At 51.4% G+C, this 11887-nt stretch carries 12 protein-coding genes and 1 tRNA gene; 8 read left to right on the forward strand and 5 right to left on the reverse strand.

Annotated elements, in window-relative coordinates; genetic code table 11:
- Positions 1 to 6: 6 nt before the first annotated feature.
- Together WH277_RS20025 and WH277_RS20030 are read right to left on the reverse strand one after the other, a co-directional pair.
- Positions 7 to 1617 carry an FAD-NAD(P)-binding protein gene (locus WH277_RS20025; RefSeq protein WP_339506616.1) on the reverse strand — a complete coding sequence of 537 codons (1611 nt, stop codon included), beginning with the start codon at positions 1615 to 1617 and terminating at the stop codon, positions 7 to 9.
- 118 nt (positions 1618 to 1735) lie between these two features.
- Positions 1736 to 2947, reverse strand: coding sequence for a multidrug effflux MFS transporter (locus WH277_RS20030; RefSeq protein WP_339506618.1), 1212 nt, complete (start codon positions 2945 to 2947; stop codon positions 1736 to 1738).
- A 202-nt stretch (positions 2948 to 3149) separates the two neighbouring features.
- On the opposite strand from WH277_RS20030, the gene WH277_RS20035 reads away from it, so the two are divergent.
- The 3 genes from WH277_RS20035 to WH277_RS20045 all read left to right on the forward strand — a co-directional run bounded on the left by WH277_RS20035 (position 3150) and on the right by WH277_RS20045 (position 4753).
- A complete protein-coding gene (locus WH277_RS20035; protein WP_339506620.1) occupies positions 3150 to 3683 on the forward strand; it encodes a type IV secretion protein Rhs in 534 nt (177 codons plus the stop codon).
- Complete coding sequence (locus WH277_RS20040; RefSeq protein WP_212812992.1) at positions 3683 to 4138, forward strand: putative T6SS immunity periplasmic lipoprotein; 456 nt, start codon at positions 3683 to 3685, stop codon at positions 4136 to 4138. Before WH277_RS20035 ends, WH277_RS20040 begins: the two co-directional genes overlap by 1 nt.
- Positions 4139 to 4297: 159 nt before the next feature.
- Positions 4298 to 4753 carry a putative T6SS immunity periplasmic lipoprotein gene (locus WH277_RS20045; RefSeq protein ID WP_339506622.1) on the forward strand — a complete coding sequence of 152 codons (456 nt, stop codon included), beginning with the start codon at positions 4298 to 4300 and terminating at the stop codon, positions 4751 to 4753.
- A gap of 247 nt (positions 4754 to 5000) precedes the next feature.
- Here the strand turns inward: WH277_RS20045 and fepB are convergent, their stop codons facing one another.
- Together fepB and WH277_RS20055 are read right to left on the reverse strand one after the other, a co-directional pair.
- Positions 5001 to 6047, reverse strand: coding sequence for a Fe2+-enterobactin ABC transporter substrate-binding protein (fepB, locus tag WH277_RS20050; protein WP_133841627.1), 1047 nt, complete (start codon positions 6045 to 6047; stop codon positions 5001 to 5003).
- 139 nt (positions 6048 to 6186) lie between these two features.
- Positions 6187 to 7308: a Gfo/Idh/MocA family protein gene (locus WH277_RS20055; protein WP_133841626.1), complete on the reverse strand. Its 1122-nt coding sequence runs from the start codon at positions 7306 to 7308 to the stop codon at positions 6187 to 6189.
- Positions 7309 to 7614: 306 nt separating this feature from the next.
- Between WH277_RS20055 and WH277_RS20060 the strand changes: the two genes are divergently transcribed.
- Positions 7615 to 7690: transfer RNA gene (locus WH277_RS20060), tRNA-Asn, on the forward strand.
- Positions 7691 to 7870: 180 nt separating this feature from the next.
- On the opposite strand, the gene WH277_RS20065 is transcribed toward WH277_RS20060, so the two are convergent.
- Positions 7871 to 8353: a cold-shock protein gene (locus tag WH277_RS20065; RefSeq protein ID WP_339506624.1), complete on the reverse strand. Its 483-nt coding sequence runs from the start codon at positions 8351 to 8353 to the stop codon at positions 7871 to 7873.
- A gap of 422 nt (positions 8354 to 8775) precedes the next feature.
- Here WH277_RS20065 and WH277_RS20070 point away from each other — a divergent pair, with 422 nt between their 5' ends.
- The 4 genes from WH277_RS20070 (at position 8776) to WH277_RS20085 (ending at position 11880) form a co-directional block, all read left to right on the forward strand.
- Positions 8776 to 9759, forward strand: a complete 984-nt coding sequence (locus WH277_RS20070; RefSeq protein WP_133841624.1) for a DUF1852 domain-containing protein — start codon at positions 8776 to 8778, stop codon at positions 9757 to 9759.
- Positions 9760 to 9783: 24 nt separating this feature from the next.
- Positions 9784 to 10815: a methionine synthase gene (locus WH277_RS20075; RefSeq protein WP_133841623.1), complete on the forward strand. Its 1032-nt coding sequence runs from the start codon at positions 9784 to 9786 to the stop codon at positions 10813 to 10815.
- 187 nt (positions 10816 to 11002) lie between these two features.
- Positions 11003 to 11350: an HNH nuclease YajD gene (gene yajD / locus WH277_RS20080; RefSeq protein WP_133841622.1), complete on the forward strand. Its 348-nt coding sequence runs from the start codon at positions 11003 to 11005 to the stop codon at positions 11348 to 11350.
- A 92-nt stretch (positions 11351 to 11442) separates the two neighbouring features.
- On the forward strand, positions 11443 to 11880 hold the full coding sequence (locus WH277_RS20085; RefSeq protein WP_133841621.1) for a GNAT family N-acetyltransferase: 438 nt from the start codon (positions 11443 to 11445) through the stop codon (positions 11878 to 11880).
- Positions 11881 to 11887 lie beyond the last annotated feature (7 nt).

Raw genomic sequence — 11887 nt, forward strand, 5'->3', positions numbered from 1 at the left:
GGCGCGTCAGATGTCGATATAACGCAGTCGCCTGCGCGTGCGTGAGGGCGGCTCCAGGGCCGCCTTCGCTATCGCCGCACCAATGTCCGCACTGACAGTAATACCCTGCACAAACGGCCGATCGTGCATTAAATAAGGCAAGGCACCGAATGCAATGCGCCCCCGAGCATTCTCCGGTGACAGCAATGTGTAATCGTTACCGACGTCAGGAATATCATCGCCACAGGACTGCAACTGGGCGCGCAACGTCGGAAATGGCAGGTCACGGGTCTTCAGCGGTTTTTGCCCGCGGGCATCAATAAAGACATCAAACACCCGCGTTTGCCCTTCAGCGGAAATCACGGTCTGGTTGTCATCTTCGTGCAGATGATAATCCTGCCCGAGGGCCTGGATGCTGATGATCCCGGCCTCGCGCAGCGCCAGCAGTCGACGGATCGACTGTGATGGAATAGCGGCATAATTATCGATAAACACACGGGCCAGACCACCGTTGAATCTTTTCGCGTCTTTGTCATTGAGAAAAGGGACGATTTCTTCAACGGCTTCGTGTAAACGCAGCACGGTATAACGCCAGGCCACCGTGTGTTTTTCGCGCTTATTGCGCTCGACTTCATTAAGATTGGCGCAGGCCCAGTGAAAAGGGTCATGCTGATGCCGATCGGCGAACCAGGCTGCGGAAAAACCGTCGACGTCCAGCGTCCGCAGCGAGATATGTTGGCTCCAGGCCGGATCGCTTTGTGCCATCTCCTCAACCATCAGCCCGAACACCCGGTCAAGCAGGCCGTCCGCTCCCTCCGCAATGGCGTTTTCGATGGCCTCTGGCGTGACGATGCTCAACGGTTCATAAGGGATCGGGCAATAAAAATCGGCCTCCGGCAGGATGCCTGTGCGCGACATCAGCGTGATGTTCAGCCGCTCACTTCCCTTATTCAGTCTGAAGGTTATCTGTTCGTCATCGCCTTCTTTAAATGTCCCATGCTGAGCCACCACTGCCATTGCCGCATCAATGCCACTCAGCGACGTGCCCATAATGCCGACTTCACAGGGGGGAATACGGGCGTCCATAAGCCCGGACCAGGGGCTGGGGAAAAAGGTGCGGGTCGCCTTGCTGTCATCAGGCCAGACATGCCCTGTGGCAATCACCGCAAGATCAAACAGCGCCGGGATGCGTTCACCCTGCGCCCAGATATGCACGCCCTGGGAGGTGGCTTCCAGATCGGTCACCTGGCACGCTTCGTGGATATTGACTTCAAAACCCTGACGTTTAGCCTGAGCGACGATTTCCAGAAACTGGTGGCGGAAATATTCACCCAGCAGGATCCGCGGCAGGAACTGCCGCACATGCAGGGAAGAAGCCTCGACGCCATAGCGGGCCAGATGGCTGTCACTCAGGGTGCGCAGCCACGCAATATAGGTGATAAAAACAGGCGGAATTTCAATACTGGCGATATTGGCCAGCATCATCCGCGAGTTATCTTCATCGCTGTAGGGCATGCCGACGCCCGCCTCGGCGGCCTGCTCATAGACAGAGACAGACAGCGGTTGCGGATTGCCCAGCAGTGCGTAAAACGTATAAATGCCTGTTGGTCCCGCCCCGATGATGGCTATCTTTTTCATTGCTGCTCCCGCCTTATTATTGTTGTTAAATCCAGCTATTTTCCGGGAATACCTCTTTTCTGAATGAACGCCATTCCCCCCCTTTCCTGAACAACGCTCATCAGCCGGTAGATCAAGTCTATATGACTATTTTCGTTGTGCGCGTGGTCAGTGCCATTACGGCACTGGCCAGGGTAAAGAGTGCGATAATCCAGCCCATGGTCCAGGGCGTGCCATCGCTAAACAGCGCCAGTAGCAGCGATGAGATAATGCCGCTGCCGTACTGCAACGATCCCACCAGTGCCGATGCCGAACCCGCCATCTCCGGCGCAGCATCCAGCGCAGCTGCGGTCGATGTTGCCGCGATAATGCCGTTCATGGAGAAGAAAACGAATACCGCCGCGATAATCAGGCCTATCCCGCCCATGCCAGACCCGGTCGCCACCGCTAATAGCAGTGCGGCAAGTGCAGCAACGGAGGCGGCACACTTAAGCAGGGTTTCCAGCGGATAGCGATGTACCAGCCGTCGGTTCACCATGCTGACCGCCATTAATCCGACAATATTCACGGCAAACAGCCAGCCGTAATGCGCGGGTTCAACACCAAAATACGAGATGTAAACAAAGGGTGAGCCGGTAATAAACGCATAGGCCGCGACATAATAAAACGTCACGCAAAGCGTGAAGCGCATAAAGGTGGCATGCGTCAGTAAGCGGTAATAATTGCGAAAGGCACCGGACAGGGAGGCTTTCACCCGTTTTGATTCAGGCAGAGTTTCAGGCAGCCAGGCGATTGCCAGCAGCATCACGGCACCGATTATCGCCAGCAGCCAGAAAATGGCATGCCAGGAGGCGATGTGAATCATCTGCCCCCCCAGCAGCGGCCCGGCTATCGGGGCAATGGCCATGACGATCATCAGCGTGGACATCATCTGCGCCGCACGGCTGCGGCTATAGAGATCGCGGATCATCGTCCTGGCCAGCATCGGCCCGGTACAGGCACCCAGCGCCTGAAATACCCGCCAGAAGACGATATGCACGATATCAGTGGATAAGGCACAGCCCACCGACCCCATTACAAACAGCACCATACCGATGCACATCGGCAAACGCCGACCGAAGTGGTCACTGATCGGTCCCCAGACCAGTTGAGCTATGCAAAAACCGATTAAAAAGCCGGTGATGGTCAGCTCCGCATCGCCCTGTAAATCCTTCGCCATCACGGGCATGGCGGGCAGATAAATATCGGTCGATAACGAGGTAATGGCCATTAGTGCACTGAGGATCAGTACAAAGGTAAAGCCGGTGGTTTTTGGGGTGGCTAACGGCGTATGCGCCTGAGAGTCAGTCATGACAATCCATCGGGACAGAAAGGGAGAACGGTAGAGTAGCGGTTTGCCATCAGAAGATAATGTCCGGTAATCAGGCCGTCGTTATGAGCTGAATTCATAAATGGCGATAGCGGAAAATCGCACATCAACGAATTTCCAATAAAATACGCCGTTGTTATGCTTGAGCATCAGTGATGACTTATGGATGAAATTAAGGATATGTATGCCATTTAAGGAAACTAAGGATGGAAGTCTGCGCCTGATGACATTGGGTGAGATTAAGATGGCGAAAGATATTTTTCGCGACACCATAAACTACGGCAAAGTGTGGGTCCATAAAGGAAGTTACTTGCCTTTAGGCTTACAACTGCAACGGGTCTCGATGTCACCCAATGGAGAAATGTATTTTCGGGAGGATTATAGACCTGACTTCTCAAGAGCGGATATAACTCGCCAACAAACTTTTATTCATGAGCGTTCGCACGTATGGCAATATCAGAACGGCATGAAAGTGAAGTTAAGGGGGCTCGCTAGCTGGGCTGCAAAGTATGAATATGCTTTAGACAGCTGGCCGCTTAGCACTTATGGTATGGAGCAACAAGCCCAGATTATCGCGGATTATTATATCCTTACACAGCCTGACCGACGTGGTGACTGGGAGTCAAATACCTTATGTACTAACTGTGATGATTTATCCGATGAAGAATTATTGAGCCAGTATAAATACACGCTTCGATCATTCCCATGGAGTCTGTAATGAAAATCAATAATCCCCTCCTGCCCACCCTTCTCTCTTTATTGCTGACTGGCTGCTGGTTGGGGGATCACTTCCCGCCGTATGAAGTCGGGCAGGTTTCCAGAACGGACGCCGGATTCTGTTTCCAGATTAACAATGCCGGCGACTATTACGTACATTATCTTTCCATCAGAGACAGACATGCACCTGAAAGATCAGGTTTCAACCGCAAGTTACCTGCTTTAAAAGTTGCTAATAATCAGCTATGCATCCCAGACACTTACTATCAATTTCCGGACTACGGTGAAATTAACGTGGATATATCATTACGTTCTCCCACCGAAAGAAGAATGATACGCCGCATCATTATATCTGAGTTCAGGACGATAAAGGGTGTACCGCATCCCTTCGCACCGAGGGATTATTCCGTGCTAACGGTTGATTATATCCGGGAGAGGGAAAAAAACAGCGACTGACCACACCGTTGTGCAAGCCGTCGGACCGTTTCCACAGGAACTGAAGGTCGAACCCTGCAACGTATCCTGGTGCCCGGCCACCGACCGTAGTGGCCGACCTGCCGTTACGGTCGGTCATCAGTGATGACTTATGGATGAACTCAGGGATATGTATGCCATATGAAAATCAATAATCCCCTCCTGCCCGCTCTTCTCTCTTTGTTACTGACTGGCTGCTGGTTGGGAGATCACTTCCCCTCGCTTGAGATCGGACAGGTTTCCAGAACGGATGCCGGATTCTGTTTCCAGATTAACAATGCCGGCGACTATTACGCACATTACCTTTCTATCAGAGACAGAGATGCACCGCCGAGGTCGGGTTTCAACAGGGATTTCCCTGCTTTAAAAATTGCTAATAATCAGCTATGCATCCCAGACACTTACTATCAATTTCCGGAGTCCGGTGAGTTAAACGTGGAGATCTCATTACGTTCACCCACCGAGAGAAGGATGATGCGCCGCATTATTGTTTCTGAGTTCATGATGATAAAAGGTGTACCGCATCCCTTCGCGCCGCGGGATTATTCAGTGATAACAGAGGATTATTGCCGGGAGAGTGAAAACAACGACGGCTGACCAGGCCCCTGATGAATCCCCACAAAAATGAGTGGCTGATCATTCGGCTTCAGGTCTGAGGCCAGTTTGAGCACGCCGGATCGGCAACTGCCGCATCCCTGCGGGCCTCGGCACGCGACGTCCTGTCGCGTGACGTCCGGCTTACCTCAAACTGGCCCCATCCCCGCAGCACCGTTGCTCGCTGTTAGTTTTAAAACTGCCACAATATGGCGATCTCTGCGGTTTATTTGGGTGAGGACATCCCACCTTAGTGGGACTTAAAATGCCGCTCAATACTGTCCAGCATATTGCTGGCACTGTAATAATCCAGACGGAACGTATCCGGGCCCATTGCATAGACCCGCTCAGCCGTTACCGGCTCCAGATGCTCAAGGAAGGGATTGGCCCGTACGCGCCCCACCGTCTCGTCATCTGCTGAGAACAGCAACATACTCTTCCCGGTGAGACCGGCCGCCATATTCTCACCTGACAGCTGAATAATATCGTTACGCTTACCCATGCTGGTGCCGCCCTGCACTTCCGCGGGTGGCATCGCCAGCGTAAAGCCCAGTTCCGACAGCAGCTTGCCCTGCGCTGATGCCAGGGTCCACAAATTCACACCGCGGCCATCTTCATAATAAACCAGCGCGGAAACCGGCTGGGGTGGCAGCGTGATCGCCTGCTTCACCGCCTGCACCCGTTGCTCGAAACGGTCAATCACGGTGCTGGCGTCTTTCTCATGCCCGGTGATCTCCCCTAACTGCACAGCCAGCTGTTGCCAGCTTTTATCACCGTAGTCGATCACCAGCGTCGGGGCGATAGCCGACAGCTGATCGTAGAGCTTTAACGCTGAATCACCGCCCGTGGCGGCAATCACAATCAGGTCCGGCGCCGCAGCGGCAATCGCCTCGGCGTTCGGTTCAGAAATGTAGAGGGGTTGCAGATTGACTTGCTTCGCCACTGCACTCCATTGTTTAAAAAAACCCTGGTCATCCGACACCGTGCTGTTACGACTGGTGCCGCCGGAACCGACCAGCGGCGCATTGATTGCCAGCAGCGTTCCGGTAATGGTCACGCTGGTGGAGACAATACGTTCCGGGGCCTTAGTCAGAGTCAGTGGCCCTTTAGGGGTTTGCAGCGTACGCGGCCAGCCCTGCTGTGCGCCTGTTGGCGCAACAGCTGCGGCCGCAGCCGGTGGCGAGGCGGGTTGCGACTCTGAATACTGAGTTGAACAGCTGCGGACGGATACAACAAAGATCAGTGCGGCAGCCACCAGCAGTGCACACAGCACCGGGAAGGAGAACAGTTTTTTCATCTTAGCCATTTCATTGAAAATGAGTCTTATTATCATACATTTAATGGCGGGGAATTTAAATCGCTTATGACAACGGAGAAGAGGCGGGAAAAAATGGCTTACGCTAAAAAGGCCGGGCAAGCCCGGCCTGAGTAAAAATTTACACTTTCATCCAACGCCCTTCGGCGGCAGAGAGGGCAATCGCCTCCAGCACTTTCGATACCTGCAAACCTTCAGCAAAGTCTGGCCACATACGGTCATCGGCGGCAATCCCGTTAATCAAATCGCGCACTTCCACCGTTTTCTGATCGTTAAAGCCAATACCGTGCCCGGCAGAAATACAGAACGCCGCATAATCCGGGTGCGCCGGGCCAGTCAGAATGGTTTTAAAGCCCTGGCGACCGGCCGGGTCATCATGGATATACAGCTCCAGCTCCGCCATGCGCTCCTGGGTGTAACGGATGCTGCCTTTGGTGCCGGTCACCACGTAGGTCAGGCCCATTTTGCTGCCGCAGGCGATACGCGAGGTTTCAATCACGCCGTGTGCGCCGTTAGCAAAACGCAGCAGTGCGCTGGCCTGATCTTCGTTTTCCACATCACGCAGCTGGGACAGATTTTTCGGGTCCGGGCGCTGCTTGATGACCGTCATCATATCGCCGCTAACCTCATCAATGTTGCCCACCAGATAGTGCGCCATGTTGACAATATGCGCGGCCAGGTCGCCCAGTGCGCCGAGGCCCGCCAGCGCTTTCTGACAATGCCAGTCCAGCGGGGTGTTCGGATTCGCCAGGTAATCTTCATTGTGCGTGCCGTAGAAGTGCACCACCTCGCCGATTTCGCCACGGGCAATAATCTCTTTCGCCAGCTGGCTGGTCGGGTTTTTCATATAGTTGAAACCCACCAGCGTTTTCACCCCGGCTTTTTCGGCTGCACGCACCATCTCTTCAGCATCGGCGACATCCAGCGCAAGGGGTTTTTCGGAGTAGACGTGTTTGCCGTGGCGAATGGCTTCCAGCGCCATCTCTTTATGCAGGAAGTTAGGGGCACAGATATCAACAACGTCGATATTTTCATCCGCAACCAGTTCACGCCAGTCTCCGGTTGAACGATTGAAGCCGAGTGTGGCCGCCTGCGCGCTGGCCAGTTCCGGGTTCACTTCCGCCAGCATCTCACGAACCAATTCCCCTTTCAGGTTGAACACGGTCGGCGCCTGAGAGTAGGCAATCGCGTGGCAGCGTCCGATATAACCGGTACCGATCAGGCCAATTCTGACTTTTTTCATGATAAATCCTTAGATGTAGGGAACAGGAAATGGAACAAAAATTCAATATTGATGAAATGTATATTTCGCAACACTGTGATTCAACGTCAAAATGAAACAAACGTGATCGCCCTGGCGAAAATGAATGTAACGCCGCTGCAAGTCCCACCGCATCCTGCAACGCAATACGCAAAAGCACGATTTTTGTGGTAAAAATCACATAGGCTTGTTCAGTATGCTGCTTTATTCAGCAGTTGAACCTAAAGCGTGAAAACAGCCTTTGACATCCCCTGCCCTGCTGGATATCATGCGCCCCGTTCCAACAATTCCTCTGTAGTTCAGTCGGTAGAACGGCGGACTGTTAATCCGTATGTCACTGGTTCGAGTCCAGTCAGAGGAGCCAAATTTAAGAAGCCCGCTCAGGGAAACCTGAGCGGGCTTTTTGTTGTTAATGATTTCGTGCCGCCGGATGACAGGCAGTGGGGAAATGTGTGAAGGGGACGTTCTCAAAGGCCGTCAGCGATGCCGAAATCCTTCCGCTCAATGGCGCAGGATTTCGGCACAGGGATCAGTCCGGATGGTGTCAGACCTTAAGCAACTTCACCGTGCTGTCGATGTCGATCTCATCTTCCGAGAAGATCAGGGTTGTTCCCTGGAAAGTGGTGATCGCCAGTTTTTTTACCGTACGCATTTCACCCGGCTGAGTGGCTGATTTTGGCCGGATGCTGTTCATCAGTATGCCCACAGATAGCACCGTATTTTCTTTATCAATGCGGGTTTCCGCAGGGACTTCTTCGCTGTACACCAGGTAAGACTTGATCGAGGTGAGCTTCAGGCGCTCCCCCGCGATATAGATGTAGGAACTTTCGGGTATCACTTTCACATCATAAGCTGACAGCCCTTTGCTGTTGGTGGTGGGCTCGAAAGTCACCGCCGCATCTTTCTTAATCAGCTCAGGATTGGCGATTTTAATCACATGGACATAACGGTTATCGCCGTTTTCATCTTTGATAAATACAAAGCCTTTATCTTTAAACCAGGTTGTGATCGTGCCGTTCATCGCCATTGTCGCCTACTTAATCGTTAATCTACTCAATTTTCAGCGCGCAGTGTAAAACACAATGCCTGCGCAGACTATGCCTTTGCGGTAAGTCTGGACGATAAATTACGGGTACGCGAGGAACGGCAGGCAGGTGACGGCGGATAAGAGGCAAAGTGGGACGTGGAATGTGAGTGAACCCGGAGCGGTTGGAGAGTATGATGAACTTCCGCTCACCTCTTTCCTTCTTCTACCCGCGATCATGAAAATCGCTCATGTTGCTGTGAAATTATATCACTTCCCCTCACCCAGTGACTCTGGCATAAAATATGCACTATAGAATGTGTGCAGACGGCTGAATGTTGGAACCTGAAAAGAAAATTGCAGCTTCATGAAAAGTGCAAGAAGTAAGCTCAGGTTTGTAGCGGAAATTAGGATACCAGATTACGATGAATAATAACTTTGCGTTTACCATAAAAAAAATCTGTTTCGATGAGAATTATAATCCATCCGAAAATACGCGTATCACAACCAACTTTGCTAATCTGGCCAGAGGTTCAAAACGCCAGGAAAACCTGCGCAACGCCTTAGTGATGATGAACAATCGCTTTAATTCCCTGGCGCATGGGGATAATCCCAAAGGGGATCGTTACGCTGTCGAACTGGAAATCATCTCCGTTGAGATGAATATTGCTGTCGAAGGCAATAACGATAGCTTCCCGGTGATTGAGATTTTAAAAACCAATATTATTGATAAGAAAACAGATGAACGCATTGAAGGTATCGTAGGAAATAACTTTTCCTCTTACGTGCGGGATTATGATTTCAGTGTGGTATTGCCAGAGCATAATAAAAACCAACCCGAATTTAGCATCCCCGCTAACTTTGGCGACCTGCATGGCAATATCTTTAAACGCTTTGTGGATTCAGATATCTACAAAGAAAACTTCTCCAAAGCGCCGGTGATTTGCCTGAGCGTCTCAAGCAAAAACACCTATCATCAGACGGGTTATCAGCATCCTGCTCTGGGCATCGAATACCAGCAGAATGAACTGTCCCTGACCGATCACTATTTCAATAAAATGGGCTTACAGGCGCGCTATTTCATGCCTGCAAACAGTGTTGCGCCGTTAGCTTTTTATTTCGTAGGGGATCTGGTGAATGATTACACCGATCTGGAGCTTATCGCCACCATCAGTACGATGGAGACGTTCCAGAAGATCTACCGACCAGAGATTTACAATGCCAATTCTGCAGCAGGAAAGCATTATCAACCCAACCTGACGCAGCGGGACCATTCATTAACGCTCATTACTTACGATCGCGAAGAACGTAGCCAGCTGGCTGTTGAACAAGGAAAGTTCACTGAAGAGAAGTTCATCAAACCATATCAAACTCTTCTTGAACAATGGTCTGCTGATCCCGTTCTTTGATTAAACAAATACAAGGTTTCTATTATGAAAAAGTTATTGCCCACGTCCACGGCTGGCAGCTTACCTAAGCCTTCATGGATTGCACAACCTGAGCAACTCTGGTCCCCGTGGAAATTGCAGGATCAGGAATTAGCCGACGGCAAAAAAGATGCGCTGCGTTTGTGCCTGGACGATCAACAGCAGGCCGGTATTGATATCGTCAGCGACGGTGAGCAAACACGCCAGCATTTTGTTACCACGTTTATTGAGCACCTTGAGGGTGTTGATTTTGAGAAACGTGAGATCGTTAAAATTCGCGATCGCTATGATGCAAGTGTGCCAACCGTTGTCGGCCCTGTCAGCCGCAAGAAGTCGGTGTTTGTGGAAGACGCTAAGTTTTTACGTCAGCAAACCGATAAGCCGATCAAATGGGCCTTGCCGGGCCCGATGACCATGATCGATACGCTATATGATAACCACTATAAAAGCCGCGAAAAACTCGCCTGGGAATTTGCCAAAATTCTCAACGAAGAAGCCAAAGAGTTAGAGGCTGTCGGCGTTGATATTATCCAGTTTGATGAGCCTGCATTTAATGTTTTCTTCGATGAAGTGAATGACTGGGGTATTGCCACCCTGGAACGCGCTATCGAAGGGCTTAAATGCGAAACCGCTGTCCATATTTGCTACGGCTACGGCATCAAAGCCAATACCGACTGGAAAAAGACGCTGGGCACCGAGTGGAGACAATACGAACAGATTTTCCCGAAATTGCAAAAATCTAATATCGATATTATCTCACTCGAATGTATGAACTCGCATGTTCCTATGGAGCTGATGGAACTCATTCGCGGTAAGAAAGTGATGGTTGGTGCCATTGATGTGGCAACCAATAACATTGAGACGCCTGAAGAAGTCGCCGCGACGCTGCGCAAAGCCCTGCAGTATGTTGATGCCGACAAGCTCTATCCTTGCACCAACTGCGGCATGATCCCGTTACCGCGTGGCGTTGCACGCGGCAAGCTGGATGCATTAAGTGCAGGCGCAGAAATCGTGCGTAAAGAACTGCTGGCGAAATAACGGCGTCAGGCCGTCGATCATTTGAAACAACGCAGTCCGGATTGGGCGATCTGATCAATCCGGACTGTGCCCTCCCCCCCCCAGCGCCTCCCTGCACTTCCCTGTTTGATTTCTCCTTATGTTCGATTATGGGATATATTGAAGGCATTCTCGTTAAATGCTCCCTTTAGAACAGGTAATATCGGCAATGGCTCTGATCCCCAAAAACTACGCACGGCTGGAAAGCGGCTACCGTGAGAAAGCACTCAAAATCTATCCGTGGGTCTGCGGGCGCTGCGCGCGCGAGTTCGTTTATTCCAACCTGCGCGAATTAACGGTTCACCATATGGATCATGATCACACCAATAACCCGGAAGATGGCAGTAACTGGGAGTTGTTGTGCCTGTATTGCCATGACCACGAACACTCGAAGTACACCGAAGCTGACCAGTACGGCACCACCGTTGTGGCGGGAGAAGATGCGCAAAAAGACGTGGGTGCTGCCACCTATAATCCTTTTGCGGATTTACAGTCGATGCTGAATAAGAAGAAGTAACAGCTGACCCGTTAGCTTTTGGAACCCTACGGACTGCCAGCATATTCAATGTGAGCGAGCAGTCCGATCATTTCACCGGATGAATAATGATAATGAATATCACTATCCGATCAGCGCGAGTTTCTGATGTAGAGCGTATTTTCGACGTCAGAACCTCGGTTATTGAAAATCATCTGAGTCGTGAAGAAATGCGCCAGATGGGGATCACTGAAAGCCTGGTGGCCGATATGATTCAGAACAGCCCTTGCGCCTGGGTTGCGGTTGAAAGCGAAAAAATCATCGGTTTCTCCATGATTTTGCCGGATGAAGGCTGCCTGTTTGCGGCATTTGTTCTCCCGGAATATGAAGGCAAGGGAGCGGGACGCAGACTGGTGATGGCCGCTGAGCAGGAATTATTCAAACACCATGGTATCGCCTGGCTGGAAACCGATAAGAACAGCCGTGCTGCGAACGTTTATCTGCATCTCGGCTGGGGTAATAAAACGGATATTAATGACACTGATATCCGTTTAGAAAAGGCCAGAGGATAACGCTCTG

Source organism: Erwinia sp. MYb416 (assembly GCF_037479575.1).
In the GTDB taxonomy this organism is placed as follows: Bacteria; Pseudomonadota; Gammaproteobacteria; order Enterobacterales; family Enterobacteriaceae; genus Erwinia; species Erwinia rhapontici.